The organism is Mycobacterium sp. RTGN5 (genome assembly GCF_033804465.1).
Taxonomy (GTDB): Bacteria; Actinomycetota; Actinomycetes; order Mycobacteriales; family Mycobacteriaceae; genus Mycobacterium.
Map to the genome: position 1 here is coordinate 1401262 of NZ_JAPZLA010000001.1, position 23305 is coordinate 1424566.

The window sequence follows — 23305 nt, forward strand, 5'->3', positions numbered from 1 at the left end:
TGACGAATCTGGCCGATGAGCCGCACCTGAAGTTCGAGCGCGACGGCAACGTCGTCGTGCTGACGATGAACAACCCGCAGCGGCGAAACGCGCTGACACCGTCGATGATCACGTTGATGGCGCAGGCGTGGGATGAGATCGACGCCAACCCCGAGATTCGCGCAGCGATCCTCACCGGGGAGGGCTCGGCGTATTGCGTGGGCGGCGACCTCGCCGACGGCTGGATGGTCCGCGGGTCGTCGGACAAGGGTTCCGCGCCGCAGGCAGAACGTAAATCCGCTGGGAGCGTCATCACCGACGGGCTGCTTCTGTCCCGGTCGTTGGCCACCCCTCTGATCGCCGCTGTCAATGGGGCGTGCCTGGGCGGCGGCTGTGAGATGTTGCAACAGACCGATATTCGGATCGCTGAAGAGCACGCGGTCTTTGGGTTGCCCGAGGCAAAGCGGGGCTTGATCGCCGGCGCCGGATCGACGGTCCGGCTGAAGCGGCAGATTCCCTACACAAAGGCCATGGAGATGATCCTGACCGGCGAGCCGCTGACCGCCGCGGAGGCCTATCACTTCGGTCTGGTCGGGCACGTCGTTCCGACGGGCCACTCGCTGGAGAAGGCGCGGGAGATCGCCGCGAAAGTCTGCGCCAATGGTCCACTCGCAGTGCGCAATGCGAAAGCATCGATTGTTGCCAGCGGGTGGCTCGACGAAGGCGAAGCCCGTCAGATCGAACAGCGGTTCGTGGTCGAGGTGATGCGCTCCGAGGACGCCAAGGAGGGTCTCGCCGCCTTCCGCGACAAACGTGCGCCGCGTTTCACCGGACGATGACCGACAGGACTGGCATGGAACACAGTGGGCCATTGAGCGGTATTCGGGTGCTGGAGTTGTCGATTGCGCTCACGGGTCCGTACATCGGTGCCCTGTTCGCTGACCAGGGTGCCGATATCGTGAAGATCGAACGTCCCGACATCGGCGACATCCTGCGGTGGATTGGCCCGAGCGTCAACGGATTAAGCGCTGTCTTCCGAGTCTGCAACCGCGGTAAGCAGTCGATCGCCGTGGATATCCGTACCGACGTCGGTCGGGAGATCGCACTCGAGCTGGCCGCGCAGGCCGACGTCGTCATCCAGAACTTCCGCCCCGGCGTGGCAGAACGTCTTGGTGTCGGATACGAGAACGTTGTCGAGGTCAACCCCGACGTTGTCTATCTGTCGCTGAGCGGATTTGGCGAGGTGGGGCCGTACCGTGATCGCAGCGCCTACGACACGGTGATGCAGGCCTACGCCGGTGTCGCGTCGAGCCAAGCCGCGCCGGGGGTCGGGGAACCGATCTTCCTGCAGCAAGTGCTCGCCGATAAGGTCACCGCTCTGTATGCCAGCCAGGCCGTCACCGCCGCACTGCTCGCGCGTGCGAACGGCCGTGGTGGACAGCATGTGCACGTCTCGATGGTCGATGCGGTCGTGTCGTTTCTGTGGACGGACGCGACCGGCAATGAGGTGCTGCTGGACGCGGACGGCTCACAGCCGTCGAGTTTCACCTCCGGTTTCAAGCCGTTCCACTTCATCGATGGGTGGGGTGTGGTGACGCCGATCTCGGACTCCGACGTCATCGGAATGTGCCGCGCGTTGGACGCACCAGGGGCCGATGATCCGCGGCTTGCGACCGCTGAGCTTCGCAACCAGCATCGTCCACTGATGGCGCAGGTGATGGAGTCGTGTTATGCGGGTGCAGAAAAGCTCACCGTGGAGCAAGCGACAGCGCGCTTCGAGGCCGAGGATGTGCCCTACGCCATGATCGTGCCGCCCACCGAATTGCCCAATGACCCGCATGCCATCGCGATGGGGTTGTTCGTCGAGGCCGACGATCCGGTGGTGGGGCGCACCCGCATCCCGAGACATCCGGCTCTGTTCGACGCCACGCCCGCTGAACTGGCCGGGCCCGCGCCAGCTTTGGGTCAGCACACCACCGACGTGCTGGGTCGCCTGGGTCGCTCCGATCAGGAGGACGAACTGCGGCAAGCGCGCGTCATCGCGGGATGAGCTATGTCTGCTCGCGACCGCCGACGAGCAATCCGGCGGAGGCGAACTTCAGCCCAGCGCGTAGTTCGTCGAGACGGATCGGGTCGTCGGACTCGATATAGCGCATGGTCGTCGCCACGGCCATGTTGAAGAACAACCACGCCAACGCACTCGTGCTCAGCTCGCTTCGGTACTGGCTTCGGTAGTGATTCATGTGCAGCCTGGTCATCGCGAGCAGGGTGGCGTTGAGTCCGGAGACGCTCTCGAAGGTGCGGACGTGATCGGGGCGTTCGGCGAGGTAGCGGATCAACCGGCGGTTCGCGATCGTGTAGTCGATGAGGATGTCGATCGATGACTCCATGGCCGACTCCGGCCGGTCGAGAGTGGTCGCCCGCAACATCTCCTCGATCGCCGGCGCCTGCTGGGCGGCGAGCTGCTCGATCGCGGCGTTGATCATCTGATCCTTGTTCGCGAAGTACTGATAGATCGACCCCTTGCTGATGCCTGCCTTCTCGGCGATCAGGTTGGTGGTGATGTGCTCGGGGGCGTGCTTGCGAAGCAAGAATGCCGTTGTCGAGACAATTTTTGCGACCATCTCGCGGGAGCGCTCCTGCTGTGGTGCTTTGCGTCGCTCTGACCTGGGTTTTGCTGTGCTCACAGAATGCTCCTGACGCGACTTGAATGCGACCTGACAGTCAGGTTAGCGTCTCGTCAATCGACAGGAGGGTCACAGATGACCGCCACACAAGATCTCGATGTCCAGCAGGCGGCCGACGATTCAGGCCCGATCGAGCTGGTTCCGCCGGACTCCCTGACCGCCGAGCACACAGGGCACTGGACATTCCTCGTCCTCGAGGGCGCGGCGTTCATGATGCAGGCCATGCACCCGGTCATCGCCGAGGTCACCGGAAAATACTCCGCCGCCTTCCACGGCGACCCGGGCGGTCGCGCGATCCGGTCCGTCGACTCCGTGCTGCGCTGGACCTACGGGGGCACCGAGGCCATCGCCGAGGGCGACCGGGTTCGCGACCTGCACAAGCCGATCACGATGAAGAGTGCCGAAACCGGCAGGCAGATCAGCGCTTTGAACCCGGAGGCCTATCAGTGGGTCATCGCCACCGGCTACATCGTCAACGCAGAAGCCGGGCGGCTGATGATCGGCCGGGAGTTCAACACCGCCGAGAAGGACGAACTGCTGCGGGACAATCGCCGGCTGGCTCGGCTGCTCCACGTGCCGATGCGCGGTTATCCCGAGACGCAACAGGAAATGGCCGACTACTACGAGGCCATGATCGACACGCTGCAGGGCACGCCACAGGCGCTGTCGCTGATCGAGGATCTGAAGATCGGCAAGGTCGAGGTGCCGCCCTCTACCCCGAAGCCGGTGGCCGCGCTGGCGCAGGCAGCGCTCAAACCCGCGCTGCGGCTGAACTACTTGTCGATCGTCGGGCTGCTGGATCCCCGTCTTCGGGAGAAGCTCGGCGTCACCTGGAGCGCTGACGAGGAACGTCAGCTCACGCGGAGATACACCGCGATCCGGACCGCCTACCGGGTGCTGCCCGAACGGCTGACCTATTTTCCGTTGGCGTATCACGCCCGCAAGCACCACAAGTGCCTTGAGAAAATGAAGCAGCGCCAACAGAAGTCGTTCGCCTACAACCTGCCGAAGTAGGCGACTGCGGCGGAGAATGTGGACTCATGCCTCCCTCCACACCAGCGGCCGCAGCCGCAATTTCCGTAGCGAGCCGGTTTTACACACCGGCGCTGTTCAACCATTGCGCACGTTCGTATCTGTGGGGCACGAGTTACGCCGCCGCACATGGGATCACGTTCGACGATGAGCTTTATTTCGTCTCGGCGATGCTGCACGACGTCGCTCTCACCGACCCGTTCGACAGTCACCGCATGCCCTTCGAGGAGGCGGGCGGCGACTTGGCCTGGGTGTTCGGGGTAGCGGCCGGCTGGCCGCCGGATCGGGCCGCGCGAGCCGAGGAGATCATCGTGCTGCACATGCGCGACGACGTCTCGGCGGCCGCCGATCCCGAGTCGCACATGTTGCAGGTCGCCACCGCCTGGGACGTCGCCGGGCGGCGAGCGGAGGAGTTCGCTTCGGGCGACCGGGCGGAGGTGCTCGGGCAATATCCCCGATTGGGGTTCGGCGAAGAGTTTCTGGCGTGCTTCGAGGATCAAGCGAAACGCAAACCCGACGGCACTGCGGCGGCAGCGCTCGCCAGCGGCGGCGCCGCACGGATCAGGGCGAACCCGCTCGACGAGTAGGAATAGGCACGGGCAGATGACCGTTTGCAGACAGCATGACTGAGCGGATCGTCGAACTCCTGCACCGGAACCTTCAAGAGGTCTTCGGCGAGGGGGATGCGACACGGCGGCGCGCCGCCGTCGATGAGTTCTACACCGACGACTGCGTCGTCCATGCCCCCGACGGAATTTTGGTCGGGCGCGACGCCGTCGATACATTCGCCGGTGAATTGCGGGGGATGCATCCGAATTTCGTCTACACACACCGTGGCGAGCCTGCGGTGCTTCACGATGCAGGTCTTCTCGCATGGGGCTCAGGGCCAGAGGGCGGATCGCCCGAGTACACCGGGCTCGACCTCATTCATGTCCGCGACGACAAGATCGCCGTCCTCTACGTGTTTCTCAATCCCGAATTGGCCTAGAAGTGCACGCATGGCCCGTCAACGTGTGGGACGTGCCGACGGCAACTCCTCCTGGCTGACCGCCCAGGAGGCGAGCAGTGTGAGCCCGTCCCTCCTCGGGCCACAGGCGGGCGATCTAGTGTCGAAAGCATGCGAGCAACCGTGATGTACGAGGCCGGCGACGTGCGTGTGGAAGACGTGCCTGACCCCGTCCTGAAGAATCCGACCGACGCGATCGTGCGGGTTACGCAAGCGTGCATCTGCGGCAGCGACCTGTGGCCCTACCAATCCATGCCGCACAAGGAGGGTGGCCGGCGGATGGGCCACGAGTTCATCGGCATCGTCGAAGACGTCGGCGCCGAGGTCACCGGCTTGCAGCGCGGCGATCTGGTCGTCGCTCCGTTCGTCTGGGCGGACAACACCTGCGACTTCTGCCGGGAGGGCCTGCAGACTTCCTGCCGCCATGGCGGTGGCTGGGGTGGTCGGGGCGTCGATGCCGGGCAGGGTGAAGCCGTGCGTGTTCCCCAGGCGCAGGGCACCCTCGTCAAGCTCCCGGTTGCGGCGGATTCGGCGCTGATGCCGTCGCTGCTGACGTTGTCCGACGTGTTCTGTACCGGTCACCACGGTGCGGTGACCGCCCGCGTGCGGCCGGGATCGTCGGTCACGGTCATCGGTGACGGCGCAGTCGGGTTGTGCGCGGTACTGGCCGCCAAGCGGCTCGGCGCCGAGCAGATCATCCTCAATGGCCGCCACACCGACCGCACCGATCTGGGCCGCGACTTCGGCGCTACCGACGTGGTGGCCGAGCGCGGCGACGAGGCCTTGGCCAAGATTCGAGAACTCACCGGCGGCGACGGCACACATGCGGTCATCGAATGCGTCGGGACCGAGCAGTCATTGGTTACCGCTATTGGCGCCGTCCGCGCCGGTGGCACCGTCAGTAGGCTCGGTGTCGCTCAATATCGGCAGGCGCCAATGGGATTCGACGTCATGATGCGCAACGTCACCCTGACCGGTGGCGCCGCCCCCGCCCGGGCCTATATCGAGGAACTCATGCCCGACATCCTCGACGGGACCATCGAACCGGGCCGGGTCTTTGACCGCACGATCGGCCTCGACGAGACACCCGGCGGGTATCGCGCGATGGCCGACCGCACAGCCCTGAAAGTCCTTATCCAACCCTAGATTTAGGAGCAGTCAGCCATGAAGCACGCTCACCTGCGCGATCTTGACGTCGCCCGCATCGGCCTCGGGGCAATGGGTATGTCGTTCGCATTCACCGGCGCCGGCAGTGACGACGCGGAATCGATCCGCACCATTCACCGCGCGATCGACCTCGGCGTCACCCTGATCGACACCGCGGAAATCTATGGTCCGTACATCAATGAAGAACTCGTCGGACGCGCGCTGAAGGGCCGACGCGACGACGTTGTGCTGGCCACCAAGTTCGGCATGATCTCCCACGCCGGGGCAGGCCCGGGGAACCTCGACAGCAGCCCGGCCAACATCCGGACTGCCGTCGAAGGCTCGCTGACGCGACTCGGCACGGACCGTATCGATCTGTACTACCAGCACCGGGTCGATCCGGACACGGCCATCGAGGACACCGTCGGTGCCCTCGCCGAACTGGTGGCCGAGGGCAAGATCCGGCACATCGGGCTCTCGGAAGCGGGAACGTCAACGATCCGGCGTGCCAACGCCGTTCATCCCATCACCGCACTGCAGTCGGAGTACTCACTGTGGACCCGCGACCCCGAACCCGAGACGTTGCCGCTGCTGCGCGAACTCGGTATCGGGTTCGTGCCGTACTCCCCGCTCGGCAAGGGCTTCCTGACGGGCGCGATTCGCTCGACCGATCATTTCGACAAGAGCGACTTCCGGGCCAGCAACCCGCGCTTCACCGGCGAGAATTTTCAGCGCAACCTCGCTATAGCGGATGAGGTGGCGGCGATTGCGGCCGAGGTTGGCGCCACGCCGGCGCAGGTCGCGATCGCCTGGCTGCTCACCAAGGGCGACGACATCGCCCCCATTCCGGGCACGAAGCGCGTCTCCCGGCTCGAGGAAAACGTCGGTGCCGACGCGGTCGAACTCACCACCGAACAGGTCACCAAGCTCGACAACCTCACGCCGGCGGCGGGCGAGCACCACAACGAAGCGCAGATGGAGATGATCGGCCGCTGATCTCAGCTGTCACCCGGGTTGCAACGCAACGCTGGTGACGGTGGAGATAATTTGCTATCTTCACGCCAAGCCGCCATTCAGCCAGTGCACAGTCTTCGCATAGCTTTTTGGCGGGGTGGCTGAATGATGCGAACCGGGGGGTTTCAGTGTCGGGTGTCAACTGTGGGGTACGAGTCGGGGCGGCCGCGTTCTTGCTGGGGCTGGGACTTGCCGGACCGCAAGTGCTCGGGGTGGCAAGCGCGGACAGTAGTGGTTCGGACGGAGCCTCGTCATCGGCTGGTCCGGCCAAATCGGCCAGCGCTTCCGGACCGTCCAAGCATTCCGCGGCCGCGGCGGCGAGCCGCAAGCCCACGACCAGTGGCCGGCCGCAGGCAGCCAAGCAAACGGCAAGCACGTTCCACGCTCGGGGATCGGTGACCGCGGTTGCAGTCCGACCCGCGCCATCCCTCAAGTCGGCGACGACGGCCAACGCGACGGGAAATCCGATTCTGGATCTCTTCAACGGGTTCGGGTTCGCGATCCGCCGTAGCTTCTTCAACCAGGCACCCAAAGTCAAACCGATCCAGATCAGCGGGCAGACGATTGGGGTGATCACCGGCACGATCGCCGCGGTCGACCCCGAAGGTGACCCGATTGAATACACGCTAAAGAAAGCGCCGGAGTTTGGCACTGTCGTGTTTGGGCCGGCGGGCACCTACACCTACACGCCGGGGGCCGGTTTCGACGGAACCGACCAATTCATCGTGACGGCAAAAGATACCGGCATCCATATCAACCTTCTCAGTAACCCTTTCACGTGGTTCAGCGGACGAGGCACCCGCGCGGTGGCTCACATTGATCAAGCCTTCACGCCGCCGCCAGCCTGCACGACCACGTGTGTGACGTTCACCTTTAAATACGGCGAGGGTGCGGATTGGTGGACTCCTGAGGCCCGCGCGGCGCTGCAGGCGGCGGCGGACTCCCTGTCGTCCTATCTGGTGGTTACCAACGCAGTCAATATCACCTACGACATCACCGCGAGCGACAAGGTGGTCGGGGGGAACGAATTTGGATCGGCGCTGGGCACTGGCTCGAGTTCCTACGCATCCGGGGACGGGGTGTTCCATGACACTGTGGTGGGGCACAAGATTCAGACCGGCGTCGATCTCAACGGCCAAACGGCGGACGGCAAGATCTGGTTTCAAACCCAGGAACCATGGTCGTTCGGCGGCACCCTCGCCGCTGACCACTTCGATTTACAATCCGTCGCGTTGCACGAACTGCTCCACACCCTGGGCTTCGTTTCCTCGGTGCAGGCCCCCGGCTCCAACCCGAATTACGGTGTAACGCGAACGGTCTGGGACAGCTACATGGTCACCGGCACCAGTGCGCACCCGATTTCCAGCGACGGGCGGTGGGACCCCCGCTACGACTACAGCGCGATCGGGAGCGTTGGCTTCATCGACACGGGCGAATACTTGACCGGGGGCCTGTACTTCGGCGGAGCGAACGCAGTCGCCGCATACGGCGGATTGATTCCGCTCAACACTCCGGGCGAGTTCGAACCTGGTTCCTCGCTCTCGCACCTCGCGTTTCCTGGTGGAGACAGTTTCGGAGGTGGCGATGCGCAGCTCGTCATGGCGCCCTCGGCGGTGTACGGGAGGGCCCAGAAGCTCAGTCCGGTCGAGCTCGGGATCCTCGAAGACCTCGGCTACACCGTGATCCCCGGCTACGCCGATATCGTGCTCTAAACGACTTTCCGAATCAGTTCCGCCGCAACGACTTATTCGCTCAAGGTGGGATTCCAGTTGCCCGATGCGATGAACTCGGCGGGCCACCGCCCGGACTTGACCAGGGCTGCCACCTCATCGCGAATCGTGGTGCCCACCTTCACCATGACCTCACGCGGTAGGTCCAGTTGGGACGTCGCGGCGACGCCGATGCGCTGAGACAATGCCGGTTCGCAGATCGGCGCGAACCGCATTCGGCCCTGGTCGATCTCGCGGCGACAGGCGGACAGCGGCAGCATCGCGTAGACGAGACCCGCTTCGACGAGTCTGAGCACCACCGGCAGCGAATCGGTGGTAGTGCGGTGGCTGACAGTGACTTTCGCCCGCAGCGCCGCATTCTGAAGCAGCGTGCCGATCCCCGCCGACGACCGCGGGATCACCAGCGGCAGTGCGACGGCGTCGATGAACGGAATCGTCTGAGCCGGATCGAGATCCGACTCCGGTCCGCCCACCAGCACGAGATCCTCGGCCAACAGTTCGCGGTAGAACACCCGCTCGTCGGGAACCGGGTTGATGACCGCCACGTCCACGACCCCCTTGAGCATCGCTTCGACCAACTGCTCGGTGCTTCCGGTCGCCACCGAGAACGTGGCGTCCGGGAAGACGGCGGTCAAGCTACCGAGCAGCGGTGCGGCGAGAACATCGACCGAGGTCTCCGCCAGGCCGAGCAGCAGGTTGCGGTTCAGCCGTGCCACCGGAGACCCCGCGTACTGCACCGCGAGTTCCAGCTGCCGCAGCGGGCCTGCCGTCGACGCGCGCAGCCGTTCACCTGCGTCGGTGAGCTCCACACCGCGGCGCGTCCGGCGGAACAGAGCGATGCCGAGATCGTCTTCCAGCAGCTGAAGTTGGCGGCTCAGGGCGGGCTGGGCGATACCCAGCACGCCGGCCGCACGCGTGATCGATCCCTCTTCTGCGATCCGCAGGAAGTACTTCAGTCGATGCGTGTCCATCGTGACCAGAGGTATACCAGCCATCGAGAATCGGCATGACTGAACCCCGTAATTGGTATTACCTGCCCGGGCTCCGCGGACCCTATCGTCGGCACTCGTAGGGACGGCGACAGGAGAGCTGATGACGGTTCAAGACGATGCCGCGGCCATCGCGGCGTTGAATCTCGACAGCCTGCCGCACCACATCATCGACAAGCGCGTCACCGAGCTGATGGACCTCACCGGCAAGAAGGCGTTCGTGACCGGCGCCGGCGGGGACGGGCTGGGTCAAGCCATCGCCAACCGGCTGGCCGGCCTCGGCGCTGACGTGGCCCTGATCGGGCGCACCTTCGAGAAGGTCGAACGCCGGGCCAAGGAGATCGAGCAGCGCTGGGGTGTGAACGCATTCCCGGTGAAGGCGGACATGTCCGACTGGGATCAAGTTCACGAGGCGATCCGCGTCGCCCACGGTGAGCTCGGCGGCCTGGACATCATGGTGAACAACCCGGTGATGGTGGTCGGCGGACCATTCGAGAAGCACACCAAGGCCGACATCGATCACACCGTGCTGGGCAGCCTGACCATGATGATGTACGGGGCCCACGCCGCTTTGGAATTCCTGCTGCCGCAAGGGTCCGGCAAGATCATCAACATCGGCTCGGTCGGTGGCCGCATCCAGCAGCGCGGCCTGGTCGTCTACAACTCGTGCAAGGCCGGAGTCATCGGCTTCACCCGCAACCTTGCCCATGAGATGGCGCCGCGTGGCGTCAATGTCCTTGGGGTGGCGCCCGGCATCATGATCAAGCCCGAGATGATGGAGTACCTACTGCATCCGCAGAACGACCAGCACCTCGCTGGTCGTGGAGCCATCTTGGAAGCGATCACCACGCAGGTTCAACTCGGCCGGGCATCACTGCCCGAAGAGGCGGCGAACATGGTGGCGTTCCTGGCATCCGAGGCGGCCGACTACCTGTGCGGGCAGACGATCGATGTCGCCGGCGGGCAGTGGATGGGCTGAGCGATGACAGGCGTCGACGAACTGAAGGACAAGGCCGTTGAACAAACGGGTTTGACCGACTTCGGGGTGGACTCGTTCGAAGAAGGCCTTGGCATTCTGCTGGCGTCCCTTGCCGACGAAGCCCGGCTCAATGCTCGCGGTGAGGCGTTCATCTACCACCGCCTCACCGGATATCTGGCCCAGCGCCTGCAGGTGGAGGACTGGTACCGGCGCCACCCGGAGATCGACGACGCGGCTATCGTCGCGCCGCTGATCGGATTGGGCTTGCCCCGAACAGGATCCACCGCGCTGTCGATGCTGCTGGCCCAAGACCCCGACGTCCGGTATCTGCGGCGGTGGGAGTCGTCGCAGCCGTGTCCGCCACCGTCGACCGTGGTCGGTGTCGATCCGCGCGTCCCGCCGGACAAGGGCGAGATGATCGGCACGCGCTACCACGTACCTGCCGACACCCATGGACCGATGGAATGCCATGAACTGATGGCACTGGATTTCAAGTCGCACCTGTTTCAATCGTTCGCCCAGGTTCCCACCTACTCGTCCTGGTTGGTCGAAAAGGCCGATCTGACAACGACGATGGCCTATCAGCGGCGGGTCATGAAGCTGCTCCAGTGGGGTGAACCGACCCGGTCTTGGCGCCTCAAATGCCCGTCGCACGTGCTGTGGCTCGACGCCGTCGACGCGGCCTTCCCCGATGCCAAATACGTGATGACGCATCGCGACCCGACCGATGTCATCCTCTCCGTGGCCGACCTATACGCCGATATCGTCGGGACCTTCACCGACGACATCGACCGGCCCTATATCGGCCGGCTCAACGTCGAGCACTGGTCCCGTGGCATGGATCGAGCCATGGAGTTCCGGGCTGACAGCGCCGAAGACCGCTTCTACGACATCGACTTTCGGGCCATGCAGGCCGATCCGATCGGTGAGGTCACCGGGTTGTACACCTGGCTGGGCGCGCCGGTCACAGACGAATTCGAGCAGCGTATGCACAGCTGGTGGCAGGAAGCCGCCAATGAACGCGAACCCAGCTCGCACGCCGACGCGACAGCGTTCGCCATTGACGTCGACCAGGTTCGGCCCCGCTTCGCCCGCTACGTCGAACATGCCATCCGCTGGACGAACCACTGATGCACCAGGAGCCGCCATGCCGACCGACCTGACCGGCGGGATCGACCCGTCACGCGAGTACGTGTTCGCCCGACGTCCGGACAATCCGGACATGCGTGACTCGGTGAGTTTCTGGACGGTCGATGACCAGGGTCGAATCGGGTTGCCCCGCATCGGAATCGAAGCGGTCGCCGCGAACTGGGACAACCACGAGCTGCAGATCAACATCGCCTTCCCCGACGGCAGGGTGTACCGGCTGCGGGACGGCGGAGCATCGCTGCCCGCACAGGGCCCCGACGGTAAGCCCACTGTGCTTGGCGCGGGCGGGCTGGCGTTTCGCTGCGTCGAACCGTTCGCCACCTGGACGATGTCCTACGACGGCAAGGCCGTCCAGACCTCCTCGGCCGATCTGGTCGCCGGCCGAACCGGCGGACCACTGGTGGACGTGACCTTCACCGTCGAGGCGACGATGGCAGTACCACCCTGGATTCAGGGCGCCTTGCAGCGCGACGCCGCCGAACAGATCAAGAAGTCCGTCGAGGGTGACCTGATGGGCGGACCCCGCTACGAGCAGCTGTTCCGGGCCCGCGGGTCGGTGACCATCGGCGGGCAGACCCAGGACTTCACCGGCAGCGGGCTGCGGATCCGCCGCCAGGGTGTGCGCAAACTCGCCGAATTCTGGGGTCACGCATGGCAATCGGCGTTGTTTCCCAGCGGCAAGGCATTCGGTTACATCGCGTACCCGCCGCGACCCGACGGTCAGCCGACGTTCAACGAGGGCTATCTGTTCACCGGAGATGGCGGCCTGATCCCGGCCCGCGCGGTGCAGGCGCCCTGGCTGACCAAGCTGCGCGATGTCGGCGAAGACGTGTCGGTGGTGCTGGAGACGGCCGACGGCACCGTGCGCATCGACGGCGAGACGGTGTTCTCCACCCACGACATCCACCACAACGACAACACCTTCTCGGTGCGGGAGATGAAGAAAGAGAACCCGAGTTTCCCTGCGCTGCAACAGGCCGGGGTGCGCTACCGATGGGACGGCGAGGAGACCTACGGCATGCTCGAGCGCTCCAACCCGATCGAGAAGATCGAGTTCTAGATGCGAGGACTGGACGGCAAGACCTTCATCGTCGCCGGGGGAGCCACCGGAATCGGTGCTGGAACCGCCAAACGCCTTGCCGCCGAAGGTGCGTCGGTGACCGTCGGTGACGTCAGCATTGCCGGCGCCAACGCTACCGTCGGGCAGATCACCGACTCGGGTGGCAGCGCCATCGCGGTGGAATTCGACCTTGCCGACGACGACTCGGTCCGCCACCTCGTCGAGGCCACGATCGCCGAATTCGGCGCGATACACGGCTTGGACAACGTCGGCGCCGACCTGTCCGACGACAATCTCGGCCGGGATACCACGATCCTGGACACGCCATTCGAGGTGTGGCACCGCACCCTCGACGTCAACTTGCTCGGTTACGTCCGAACCATCCGCGCGGTGCTTCCGCATCTTCTCGAGCAGGGCGGCGGCGCCATCGTCAACACCTCCTCGGGCGGATCGTTGGGCACCGACCCCATGCATGTCGCCTATAACGCGGCGAAGGCAGCGGTCAACCAGATCACCCGCCACGTCGCCAACAATTACGGGGCGAAGGGAATTCGGAGCAATGCCGTGATGCCCGGCCTGGTCATGGGGGAGACCCAGGAACGGCAGAACGACCAGCAGATGCAGGAGATGTTCCTGATGGCGGCCAAGGTGACCCGCCTGGGTAGGCCATCCGATCTCGCCGCCGTGGCGGCGTTCCTGCTGTCCGATGAGGCCGAGTGGATCAACGGGCAGACCTGGTATATCGGCGGGGCATCCCACATGCGGCAATAGCCAGCACGCGAAGGTTGCCACATCGGGTCGATCACCGCAGTAAAGTGCTGGTCGTGGTCAGAGTGTTCGCCGGCGCCCGCGGTCGCTGGCTTGCGGTAGCGGCGTCGGTCGCGCTCGCCTCGGCCATGTTCTACGCCCAGAGCAATGAAAAGCAGTGTTGTGTTGCCGCGCCTGCTGTTTCACATGCCGGGCAGGCATCGGTGGTGCCCGACGCGCCTCGCGTCGTGCAGCCCACCGAAGCGGAATTGCTGGCCGCCAGTGCACCCGTCACCAGCGCGGACTTCCAGCTCGCGCTGCCGCGGGGCGTCGCGCCCGAAGAGGGATTGCAGGTCCACACCGTCTGGGTGGCCAGGGCCATCAGCGTGATGTTCCTCGAGATCAAGACGATCGGCGGCTACCGCCAAGACCCGTTGCCGTGGCACCCGAACGGGTTGGCGATCGACGTGATGATCCCGAACTTCCACACGCCGGAGGGCATCGAGCTGGGCAATCAGATCGCCGGGTTCGCCCTGGCCAATGCCAAGCGGTGGGGCGTGCTGCACGTGATCTGGCGGCAGGGCTTCTACCCGGGCATCGGCGCGCCGAGTTGGACCGCCGACTACGGCAACGAAACCGCCAACCACTACGACCATGTGCACATCGCCACCGATGGCGGTGGATACCCGTCCGGACGCGAAACCTATTTCCTCGGGTCGATGCGCTCCGAACCGACCTAATCGGAATGGAAAACGTGCTGCGGACTTCGTGTGCTCGCTTGGCCGTGCTGTTGGTGGTGGGGGTGGCTGCGCTGACGGCCTGTAGCGGGCCATCCGTGCACCCCCCGACCGAGCCGGCGCCGTCCGTCAGCTCGGGGGAGGTCGCAGGCGCACCCATGCCCCAGGATGCGCCGGGCCAGCCGCCATCGGTCAAACGCGACGTGGTCAAGACGGCAGCCATGACGATCTCGGTGGCTCAACCCGCCGAGGCCGCGGATAAAGCCGCCGTGCTCGTCGCGAACGCGAACGGGCGCGTCGACAACCGCTCCGAGGATGCGGGATCGGGCACCGGCCGGGCACGCGCGTCGGTGGTCTTGCGAGTTCCCGCCGCGAAGCTCGACGACGTGTTGGGCCAACTCAAGGCGTTGGGCACCGTCGAACACGTCGAGATCGCCTCCGACGATGTCACCGCTCAGCGCGTCGACCTCGACGCCCGGATCAAGGCGCTGCAGACGTCCGTCGACCGGCTACTGGGCATCATGCGTGATGCCAGGGATCCCGATTCGCTGATCAAGGCCGAGGGCGCGCTTTCCGAGCGCCAGGCGGAGCTGGACAGCCTCCGGGCGCAACGCGAGGCGCTCGGCGACCAGATCGACTACAGCACCGTCAACGTCACCTTCGTCGCTCAGACGATCGGTGGCCCCGCGCCAACCGAGTACCGGGGCTTCTTCGGACAGATCGAACGAGGTTGGGACGGTTTGGTTTCCGTGGTCGGCAACCTGGTGCTGTTGGTCGGGTTGCTGCTGCCATGGTTGGTGGTGCTCGCGGTCGCCGGTGTCATCGTCTACGGCGTGGTGCGGCTGGCGAGGGCGCGGCGGCCCAAGCCCACACCTCCGCAGCCTGCCACGGTGGATCACCCGGTCGAGGACGAAGCCCCACCCAGCTGAGATGGCGACACGATACGACCGGCCGCGGCGGCGGCCCGGCACGGCGGCCTATGCGCGCCAACGAGTCCGGGCCTTCCTGCATCCACCGATCACAGTCGTTCCCGCCCCGGCCGACCTGATCAAAGACCACGACGTCGCCGTACGGATGCGCGACGGAGTCACGGTGCGCGTCAACGTCTATCGTCCGTCGGGTGACGGCCCGTTCCCGGTGATCCTGTCCGCGCACCCCTATGGCAAGGACGTGCTGCCGCGGCGCACCCGTCGTGGCTGGCGCTTGAGCTTCCAGTTCCGGATCATGAATCAGCCGCAGCCGTACCAGATTTCGAGCGAAACCGGCTGGGAGGCGCCGGATCCGGTGACATGGGTCGCGCGGGGCTACGCGGTGATCAACGCCGACACGCGCGGCGCAGGCACCTCCGATGGAGTCGGTTCGCTGCTGTCCGACGACGAGGCCCGTGACGTCTACGACCTGATCGAATGGGCTGGGACGCAACCCTGGTCGAACGGCCGGGTCGGGATGCTCGGAGTGTCGTATCTGGCTCTCTCGCAATACAAAGCGGCCGCACTGCACCCGCCGCACCTCGCCGCGATCTGTCCCTGGGAAGGGTTTACCGACGCCTACCGTGACTTCATGACACCGGGCGGCATCCCCGAACGGGGCTTCTCGGTGATCTGGACGGCGATCACCCGCCGCAATGCCCGGCTGTCCGTCGACCTCGGGGCGCAACGGCGCGAGCATCCGCTACACGACGCCTGGTGGCAATCGATCACCCCTGACCTCGCCCGCATCGAGGTGCCAATTCTGGCCTGCGCCAGCTTCTCTGACCACAACCTGCACAGTCAGGGCTCGTGGCGGCTGGTCGAGCGGGCGGGATCGTCGGAGTGCAGTGCCTACACCCACCGCGGCGGGAAATGGGCCGTCTTCTACGGCGAAGAGGCGCAGCGCGCACAGACCGCTTTCTTCGACCGCCACCTGCGTGCGCTCGACCTACCCGCACCGCCGCGGGTCCGCCTCGAGGTGCGTGAACGCCGCGACGCGGTGGTCGCCGTGCGCGAGGAACAGGAATGGCCGCTGGCCCGCACTAAGTGGACGGCCCTGCAGCTAGGCGACGACGGCACCCTCGGTGAATCCGAGCCGACCGCCTCGGGCACCGCGGCATTCCGGCTGCGGCGCCAGGCGGTTGCGTTCTCCCACCGCTTCGACCGGGATGTCGAGCTCACCGGGCCGATGAGCCTGCGGTTGCGCATCGCGTTGGACGGCGCCGATGACGCACATCTGTTCGTCGGCGTGGAGAAGTGGAGCGCCGGGCACTACGTACCGTTCGAGGGCTCCTACGGGTACGGCCGCGACCGCATCGCCGACGGCCGGCTGCGGCTGGCGCTGCGGGAATCGCTGGACGCCCTGCGCCCACTGCGGCCGGGCGAAATCGTGGATACCGACATCGAGCTCAGCGCCTCGTCGACGCTGTTCCGCGCGGGCGATGAGCTACGGCTGATCGTCGCCGGCCGCTATCTCGAGCCGTTCAACCCGCTGTTCGGGCATCTGCCTGCGCGCTACGTATCGAGCCGACGGGGCCGGGCGGTCGTGCACTGGGGGCCGGGCGCCTCGGCACTCACGATCCCGGTGATCCCCGGCTGAGCTGGTCATCCTTGGATGAGAAGGCCGTGGCGTCGGCGTTGGGTTTTTCAGATGCCCACAACGATCTCTGGAGGTAACACATGCGAATCGCGGTAGCCGGTGCGACCGGCAACATCGGAGCTCGCACCGTCGCGGCACTCGAACGCAACGGGCACGACGTCGTGCGCATCAGCCGCTCGCTGGGTGTCGACCTGCTCAGCGGCGACGGTCTGGATGCGGCGCTCACCGGCGTCGACGCGGTGGTCGACGCCATCAGCGCGCCACCCGTCGGCCCGGAGGAGACCCGTGAGTATTTCGCAACAACGACGACAAACCTCCTCGAAAGCGAACAACGGGCCGGTGTGCGCCATCATGTGCTGCTGTCGATCGTCGGTATCCACAAGATCGACGGCGGCACCGCGCACTACGAGGGCAAACGCGAACAGGAACGGCTGATCGAGGCGGGCCAGGTGCCGTGGACGATCGTCCCGGCCGCGCAGTTCCATGACTTCGCGGCCATGGCGGCCAGCTGGACCGAACAGGACGGCGTCGCGCTCATCGCCCCGTTGCTGGTGCAACCGATCGCACCGGACGACATCGCGGAGGTGCTGGCAGAGCTGGCCGTCGGGGCGCCGCAGGGCCGCTATGTCGATGTCGTCGGTCCCGAGACCCAGGATCTGGTGGACATGGCCCGGCGCACCCATGCCGTAACGGGCCATTCGGTGAAGCTCGTTCCGACGTGGTCCGGTCCGCTGGGGCCGGAGTTGGCGGGCAATGTCCTGCTTCCTGGCGACGGCGCTCGCATCGCCCCCACGACCTTCGAGCAATGGCTGGCGGCCGGCGCCCGGTGAGGCGATAGGGCCCTGACCGCCAAAAGAGGCCCATCCCGCATCGGGATGGGCCTCTTTTGGTGTTTGCTGTCAAATCAGGCGCTGCGGCGAATTCCACGCTTGAGCAACAACTCGCGCTCTGCTTCGCTCAATCCACCCCAGATGCCGTAAGGCTCGCCGACGGCCAAAGCGTGCGAACGGCATTGAGTGATCACCGGGCAACTCCGGCACATTTCCTTGGCACGCATCTCACGCTGTGCGCGGGCGCGGCCACGCTCCCCGTCGGGATGGAAAAACACGGACGAATCGACACCTCGGCAGAGGCCTTGCATCTGCCAATCCCAGATGTCGGCGTTTGGGCCGGGTAGCTGTTGCGGCTGTGGCATTGGAAAACCCCTCTCTCCGCACATATTTCACGTGCGTGAGTTGTGGAACCGATCCGAGCACTGTCGCCTATGACTACTCGTGTCACCAAAATTAGGGGTGCTTTGCAAAGCGAGTCAATACCCACACCATGTGCGCAATCACATAATCGCAGCTCGAGAATTTACATCACGTTCATCATTGCGACCCATCGCGGCCGAGCGAGGTGCTATCTGGTGCGTTCTGATCGTGATGATTTTGTGATTTGTGCAGTACGAGCCCCCCGGCGTCATCGCTCGATTTCCTAGCGCTCAATAGGTAGTAAACACAGCCGTAACATCACGACCACGAACTGTTAACTGACATGAGGCGCTCGGCCGGTTGATAGCGTCCCGGGTCAGATGAACTCCACCGCACTGGCCGTCGCCGCCTTCGGCGACAACCCGGGCTGCTGGCCGCTGCCCGCCGCCAGCACGCCCGCGCAGCTATGGCTGCGGGCCGTCGCCGCCGCCGGTCAGGGTCGATACAGCAGTGCCCGTGCCGACCTCGCGGACCTGCGCCGCCGCCAACCCGCCGGGGCCCTCGCGTCGCTGTCGTTGAGTACCGAGGCGTCGTTGCTGCGTCAGCTCGGTGGCCATCACCGTGCTGCCGGCTGGGACGGCCGTGCGCTGGCGCTGGCGCAGACCGCGGGTGACGACCCGATGGGGGTGGAAGCCCGCGTCGACGCCGTCGTCGGGTTGGCCGCCGATGCGCTGGGCGTGGGTCGGCTCGCGGCGTCGGCGCGGCTGCTCGAGCGAGCCGAGGAGATGATGGACTGCGCCGAGGCGCCGCCGACGCGACTGGCCATCCGGCTGGCGTGGGTCAGCGCGGAATTGGCGATGGCCGGTGGCCGCGGAGCGGACGCCGTGATGCACGCGCGCCGAGGGGTGGAGATTGCCGACGGCGCGCTGCCGCAGTTGCGGCGCCATCGAGTCAAGAGCGACGTGGTGCTCGCCGCGGCGCTGTGCTGCGCGGGGTCGGTGGAGACCTCGCGGGAGGTCGCCGACGCGGCGCTGAGCGACACGCAGGCCCACGGCTTGGTTCCGCTGCGGTGGGCGCTGGCGTGTCTGCTGGCCGATATCAATAGCGCAACACTTACGTCACAGCAGGTCTCGGCCATCCGAGACGACTGTGCTGGCGTTATCACACGGCGCGGCGGGCGGTGGAGCCGCAGGTAACGCCCAATCGGCAGGTTGGGCCGATATTGTCTAGCGCAGTGCCTGCCGGGAAGCGTCCCGTTCGTAACGTTGGAGATATCGCCGTCGATGACAATTCCAGGGGATCGTCTCGACGCAGCCGTTGCTGAAGCGGTGGCTGGCAGTCGTGATGCCCTCCGAGAAGTTGTAGAGACCATCCGCCCCATCGTGGTCCGCTATATCCGGGCTCGCCTGGGTTCCACGGAGCGGGTTGGCCTCTCTGCCGACGACGTCGCTCAGGAGGTTTGCTTGGCCGCCATCCAGGCGCTGCCGCGCTACCAGGATCAGGGTCGCCCCTTCCTGGCCTTCGTGTACGGCATCGCTGCTCACAAGGTCGCCGACGCTCACCGCGCCGCTGGCCGGAACAAGTCCGACCCCACCGATGTGGTGCCGGAGCGGCTCTCGCTTGAAGCGGGTCCCGAGCAGATGGCGGTCAACTCCGATTCCGCCGCCCGGATGAGCAAATTGCTGGAGATCCTGCCCGAAAAGCAGCGCGAGATCCTGATGCTGCGCATCGTGGTCGGGTTGTCCGCGGAGGAGACCGCCGAGGCGGTCGGCAGTACCCCAGGAGCTGTCCGAGTCGCCCAGCACCGGGCGCTGGCCAAGCTGAAAACCGAGATCACGGCCGGAGGTCAGAGCTATGCCTGACTTCGGACGCAACTCACGCAACGACGATCCGTCGCTCGACGCCATCATCAACAGCGACCGCTTCATCGACGCCCTGGCCAATGCCCAACCCGCCGCCCCGCAGGACCAGGGCGATGCGATGCTGGCCGAACTGCTCGGGGGGTGGCGCGACGAGATGCGCTGGCCGCCGGCGAACGGACTGATCACCGAGCGTGACGCCGTCAACGCACTGCGTACCGGCCTGGCCGAGAAGCAGCGCAGCGGGCGCAGCCGGCGTGGCCTGAGCCTCGTCGGCGCCGCGGCAGCCGGTGTGCTGGTGTTCGGCGGATTCGGCGCTGTTGTGTACGGTGCCGGCCCCGGCGACGCCCTCTATGGGCTGCACACGATGCTGTTCGGTCAGCCCAAGCAGGTCCGCGACGACCAGGTCACCCTGGCCTCCGCCACGGAGCAACTGAAGCAGGTTCAGCAGCTGGTCGACCAGGGCGACTGGCCTGCGGCCCAGGCCAAGCTGGTCGAGGTCAACTCGCAGGTGAACAGCGTCGGTGACACACCGCAGAAGCAAGACGTGCTCGACCAGTGGAACGAGCTGTCGGCGAAGGTCGTCCAGAAGGACCCCGAGGCCACGGTGCCGCCTGGCATCACCTACACGGTGCCGGCATCGGCCACCGAGCTCGTCCCGGCGGCGATCACCCCGACCACCGGGCCCGAGGTGCCGCCGACCGACGCGTGCCGATCCGCCGGTTGCGATTCGCCGATCACGCTGTCGACAACGCCGGACGGCACCGACACGGTGAGCCCGTCGCCGTCGGACACCCCGACGTCGTCGGTGGAGCAGACCGAACCGACGAGCTCGACGACGGTGCCGACCACGTCGATGACGGCTGCACCGACGACGACCACGTCTGTCGCGCCGACGACCACCACGTCCGTCACCTCGACGGCGACCACCACGACCACGACGGTTGCGCCGACGACCACCACGACGACGACCACCGGGGCCGGAGCTACCACCACCAGCGCGTCCGCCGCGGCGCAGGCACCCGCGGTCGCGACGACCACGGGGCCGGCTGCAGCGGCGGAGTCCCCGGCTGCGGCGGCGACCACCTCGACGGTTGTCCAACAGTCGGCGCCGGCGGTCGCGTCAGCACCCAGTGCCACTGAAGTACCCAGTGCTACTCAGCCACAGCCGATCGTCTCGATACCGTCGACGGTCATTCAGGCGCCGAAGACACAACCACCGGCTGCTGTGATCACCACCACGATGATGCCGGTACCGCAGGCGCCGAAGTCACCGAGTTCCGGTGGCGGGCATGGCAGCGGGAACTGAATTCAGCGGAAGCTGTCGCCCGCGTTCAGCGGAATCCGTCGTAGTCCGAGGTTGCTTCGTTCAAGGACGCGTCGGCATATCCGCGGCAGTAGTCCCACGTGACGTAGGCGTCCGGCTCAGGGTCGTAGGCGGGCTCGTGCGGGCGCACTGTGCCGTCGACCAAAAGTTGAAGTAGGTTGGCGCGCAACATATCCCAGTCGTGATAGTGGTCCTGCTGGCATTCGTCGCAGCACACCACCAGGCCGCGAATCCCGCGGTGCGCGAGCAGTGCCTCGTACACGGCCAGATCGGCCAGATCGGCCTCGACCGCGGAGCGCTCCTGGGGATCCAACGGTTGTCCCGGCTCGATCGCATCCAACGCAGCCGACGGGTCGGCGGGGTCGTCGGCGAACGGATCTGGTGGCAGGCCTGGTGGAAGGTGGTCGCGCACGACACCACATTACGCAGCGCAGCGGGTATCGCGCCAGGGAACCTGACGGCGAGCCGATAGGATGGTGTCCACATTCCGCCAGCTGATGGGGGCCTCCCGATGACCATTGCCGAAGGTAGCGCCGGCCGCATCGACGACGTGACCGCGCACCTGAACGGCCTGCTGGGGGATTGGGTTCCCACCGGCGGCGACGACCCGAACAAGATCGCGATGCTGGGCCTGACATTTGACGACGTCCTGCTGCTTCCCGCGGCCTCCGACGTGGTGCCCGCGGATGCCGACACCTCGAGTCAGCTGACCAAGAAGATCCGGCTCAAAGTGCCGCTGGTCAGCTCCGCGATGGACACCGTGACCGAGGCGCGGATGGCCATCGCGATGGCCCGCCAGGGCGGCATGGGCGTGCTGCACCGCAACCTGTCGATCGCCGAACAGGCAGGCCAGGTGGAGACGGTCAAGCGCTCCGAGGCCGGCATGGTGACCGACCCGGTGACGTGCTCACCGGAGAACACGCTGGCCGAGGTCGACGCGATGTGCGCCCGGTTCCGTATCTCGGGCCTGCCGGTGGTCGACCCGCAGGGCGCACTGGTCGGGATCATCACCAACCGCGACATGCGCTTCGAAGTCGACATGAACAAGCCGGTCGCCGAGGTGATGACCAAGGCGCCGCTGATCACCGCCCAAGAGGGTGTGACGGCAGACGCCGCGCTGGGATTGTTGCGGCGCAACAAGATCGAGAAGCTACCGATCGTCGACGGGCACGGTCGGCTGACCGGACTGATCACGGTCAAGGACTTCGTCAAGACCGAGCAGCATCCGCTGGCCACCAAGGACAGCGACGGGCGGCTGCTCGTCGGTGCCGCGGTGGGCGTCGGGGACGACGCGTGGGATCGCGCGATGGCGCTGGTCGACGCCGGGGTGGACGTGCTGATCGTCGACACCGCCCACGCCCACAACCGCCGGGTGCTCGACACCGTCGGCAAGCTCAAGGCCGAGGTCGGTCACCGGGTCGAGGTGGTCGGCGGCAACGTCGCCACCCGCAGTGCGGCCGCCGCGCTCATCGAGGCCGGCGCCGACGCCGTCAAGGTCGGGGTTGGACCCGGATCGATCTGCACCACCCGCGTCGTGGCGGGGGTGGGTGCACCTCAGATCACCGCGATCCTGGAAGCCGTTGCGGTGTGCGCGCGGGCCGGTGTGCCGGTGATCGCCGACGGCGGTCTGCAGTACTCCGGTGACATTGCCAAGGCGCTGGCGGCGGGTGCGTCGACCGCGATGCTCGGCTCGTTGCTGGCCGGTACCGCCGAAGCGCCCGGCGACCTGATCTTCGTCAACGGCAAGCAGTTCAAGAGCTACCGCGGCATGGGGTCGCTGGGCGCCATGCAGGGGCGCGGGGCCGCCAAGTCGTACTCCAAAGACCGCTACTTCCAGGACGACGTGCTGTCCGAGGACAAGCTGGTCCCCGAGGGCATCGAGGGCCGGGTGCCGTTCCGCGGCCCGCTGTCGACCGTCATCCACCAGCTCACCGGTGGTCTGCGCGCCGCCATGGGTTACACCGGCGCGTCCACCGTCGGGGATCTGCAGCACGCCCAGTTTGTGCGGATCACGGCGGCGGGGCTCAAGGAGAGCCACCCGCACGACATCGCCATGACTGTCGAAGCCCCCAACTACTACGCCCGCTAGGGGTGCCGATGCGT

The 23305-nt window shown here is 66.0% G+C and carries 24 protein-coding genes; 20 read left to right on the forward strand and 4 right to left on the reverse strand.

Translation table 11 applies throughout. From position 1 onward, the window contains the following. The first annotated feature begins 8 nt into the window (after positions 1 to 8). Positions 9 to 818, forward strand: a complete 810-nt coding sequence (locus SLQ31_RS06885) for an enoyl-CoA hydratase-related protein (RefSeq protein WP_319432909.1) — start codon at positions 9 to 11, stop codon at positions 816 to 818. Next, positions 815 to 2029 (forward strand): CoA transferase, encoded by a 1215-nt coding sequence (locus tag SLQ31_RS06890; protein WP_319430899.1) that lies wholly within the window; start codon positions 815 to 817, stop codon positions 2027 to 2029. Before SLQ31_RS06885 ends, SLQ31_RS06890 begins: the two co-directional genes overlap by 4 nt. Position 2030: 1 nt before the next feature. Here the strand turns inward: SLQ31_RS06890 and SLQ31_RS06895 are convergent, their stop codons facing one another. Continuing rightward, on the reverse strand, positions 2031 to 2603 hold the full coding sequence (locus SLQ31_RS06895) for a TetR/AcrR family transcriptional regulator (RefSeq protein WP_319430901.1): 573 nt from the start codon (positions 2601 to 2603) through the stop codon (positions 2031 to 2033). 138 nt (positions 2604 to 2741) lie between these two features. Between SLQ31_RS06895 and SLQ31_RS06900 the strand changes: the two genes are divergently transcribed. The 6 genes from SLQ31_RS06900 (at position 2742) to SLQ31_RS06925 (ending at position 8576) form a co-directional block, all read left to right on the forward strand. Further along, complete coding sequence (locus SLQ31_RS06900) at positions 2742 to 3680, forward strand: oxygenase MpaB family protein (RefSeq protein WP_319430903.1); 939 nt, start codon at positions 2742 to 2744, stop codon at positions 3678 to 3680. A 26-nt stretch (positions 3681 to 3706) separates the two neighbouring features. Continuing rightward, positions 3707 to 4285, forward strand: a complete 579-nt coding sequence (locus SLQ31_RS06905; RefSeq protein ID WP_319430905.1) for a cyanamide hydratase — start codon at positions 3707 to 3709, stop codon at positions 4283 to 4285. A gap of 35 nt (positions 4286 to 4320) precedes the next feature. Beyond that, a complete protein-coding gene (locus tag SLQ31_RS06910) occupies positions 4321 to 4686 on the forward strand; it encodes a nuclear transport factor 2 family protein (protein ID WP_319430907.1) in 366 nt (121 codons plus the stop codon). Positions 4687 to 4815: 129 nt separating this feature from the next. Further along, positions 4816 to 5850, forward strand: a complete 1035-nt coding sequence (locus SLQ31_RS06915; protein ID WP_319430909.1) for a zinc-binding dehydrogenase — start codon at positions 4816 to 4818, stop codon at positions 5848 to 5850. Between the two features lie 18 nt (positions 5851 to 5868). Beyond that, on the forward strand, positions 5869 to 6846 hold the full coding sequence (locus SLQ31_RS06920) for an aldo/keto reductase (protein WP_319430911.1): 978 nt from the start codon (positions 5869 to 5871) through the stop codon (positions 6844 to 6846). Positions 6847 to 7259: 413 nt separating this feature from the next. Then, positions 7260 to 8576: an Ig-like domain-containing protein gene (locus tag SLQ31_RS06925; RefSeq protein WP_319430913.1), complete on the forward strand. Its 1317-nt coding sequence runs from the start codon at positions 7260 to 7262 to the stop codon at positions 8574 to 8576. A gap of 32 nt (positions 8577 to 8608) precedes the next feature. Here the strand turns inward: SLQ31_RS06925 and SLQ31_RS06930 are convergent, their stop codons facing one another. Further along, a complete protein-coding gene (locus SLQ31_RS06930; protein WP_319432911.1) occupies positions 8609 to 9565 on the reverse strand; it encodes a LysR family transcriptional regulator in 957 nt (318 codons plus the stop codon). Between the two features lie 121 nt (positions 9566 to 9686). Between SLQ31_RS06930 and SLQ31_RS06935 the strand changes: the two genes are divergently transcribed. From SLQ31_RS06935 to SLQ31_RS06970, 8 genes are all read left to right on the forward strand, one after another. Continuing rightward, a complete protein-coding gene (locus tag SLQ31_RS06935; RefSeq protein ID WP_319430915.1) occupies positions 9687 to 10562 on the forward strand; it encodes an SDR family NAD(P)-dependent oxidoreductase in 876 nt (291 codons plus the stop codon). Positions 10563 to 10565: 3 nt separating this feature from the next. Then, positions 10566 to 11693, forward strand: coding sequence for a sulfotransferase (locus SLQ31_RS06940; protein WP_319430917.1), 1128 nt, complete (start codon positions 10566 to 10568; stop codon positions 11691 to 11693). Between the two features lie 16 nt (positions 11694 to 11709). After that, positions 11710 to 12771 carry a hypothetical protein gene (locus tag SLQ31_RS06945; RefSeq protein ID WP_319430919.1) on the forward strand — a complete coding sequence of 354 codons (1062 nt, stop codon included), beginning with the start codon at positions 11710 to 11712 and terminating at the stop codon, positions 12769 to 12771. Then, entirely contained in the window at positions 12772 to 13542 is a 771-nt protein-coding gene (locus SLQ31_RS06950; RefSeq protein ID WP_319430920.1) for an SDR family oxidoreductase, read from the forward strand. A gap of 125 nt (positions 13543 to 13667) precedes the next feature. After that, a complete protein-coding gene (locus tag SLQ31_RS06955) occupies positions 13668 to 14258 on the forward strand; it encodes a glycoside hydrolase (protein WP_319432912.1) in 591 nt (196 codons plus the stop codon). Positions 14259 to 14263: 5 nt separating this feature from the next. Next, positions 14264 to 15184 (forward strand): DUF4349 domain-containing protein, encoded by a 921-nt coding sequence (locus tag SLQ31_RS06960; protein ID WP_319430922.1) that lies wholly within the window; start codon positions 14264 to 14266, stop codon positions 15182 to 15184. A 1-nt stretch (position 15185) separates the two neighbouring features. After that, on the forward strand, positions 15186 to 16823 hold the full coding sequence (locus tag SLQ31_RS06965; RefSeq protein WP_319430923.1) for a CocE/NonD family hydrolase: 1638 nt from the start codon (positions 15186 to 15188) through the stop codon (positions 16821 to 16823). Between the two features lie 80 nt (positions 16824 to 16903). Then, positions 16904 to 17653 carry an SDR family oxidoreductase gene (locus tag SLQ31_RS06970; RefSeq protein ID WP_319430925.1) on the forward strand — a complete coding sequence of 250 codons (750 nt, stop codon included), beginning with the start codon at positions 16904 to 16906 and terminating at the stop codon, positions 17651 to 17653. Positions 17654 to 17727: 74 nt separating this feature from the next. On the opposite strand, the gene SLQ31_RS06975 is transcribed toward SLQ31_RS06970, so the two are convergent. Continuing rightward, positions 17728 to 18018, reverse strand: coding sequence for a WhiB family transcriptional regulator (locus tag SLQ31_RS06975; protein WP_319430927.1), 291 nt, complete (start codon positions 18016 to 18018; stop codon positions 17728 to 17730). Positions 18019 to 18396: 378 nt separating this feature from the next. On the opposite strand from SLQ31_RS06975, the gene SLQ31_RS06980 reads away from it, so the two are divergent. From SLQ31_RS06980 to SLQ31_RS06990, 3 genes are all read left to right on the forward strand, one after another. Continuing rightward, positions 18397 to 19212 carry a hypothetical protein gene (locus SLQ31_RS06980; RefSeq protein WP_319430928.1) on the forward strand — a complete coding sequence of 272 codons (816 nt, stop codon included), beginning with the start codon at positions 18397 to 18399 and terminating at the stop codon, positions 19210 to 19212. 87 nt (positions 19213 to 19299) lie between these two features. Then, a complete protein-coding gene (locus SLQ31_RS06985) occupies positions 19300 to 19878 on the forward strand; it encodes a sigma-70 family RNA polymerase sigma factor (protein WP_319430930.1) in 579 nt (192 codons plus the stop codon). Beyond that, positions 19871 to 21184 carry an anti-sigma-D factor RsdA gene (locus SLQ31_RS06990; protein ID WP_319430932.1) on the forward strand — a complete coding sequence of 438 codons (1314 nt, stop codon included), beginning with the start codon at positions 19871 to 19873 and terminating at the stop codon, positions 21182 to 21184. Before SLQ31_RS06985 ends, SLQ31_RS06990 begins: the two co-directional genes overlap by 8 nt. A 25-nt stretch (positions 21185 to 21209) precedes the next feature. On the opposite strand, the gene SLQ31_RS06995 is transcribed toward SLQ31_RS06990, so the two are convergent. Continuing rightward, positions 21210 to 21614, reverse strand: coding sequence for a DUF5319 domain-containing protein (locus tag SLQ31_RS06995; protein ID WP_319430934.1), 405 nt, complete (start codon positions 21612 to 21614; stop codon positions 21210 to 21212). Positions 21615 to 21713: 99 nt separating this feature from the next. On the opposite strand from SLQ31_RS06995, the gene guaB reads away from it, so the two are divergent. After that, positions 21714 to 23291, forward strand: a complete 1578-nt coding sequence (guaB, locus tag SLQ31_RS07000; RefSeq protein ID WP_413641518.1) for an IMP dehydrogenase — start codon at positions 21714 to 21716, stop codon at positions 23289 to 23291. Positions 23292 to 23305 lie beyond the last annotated feature (14 nt).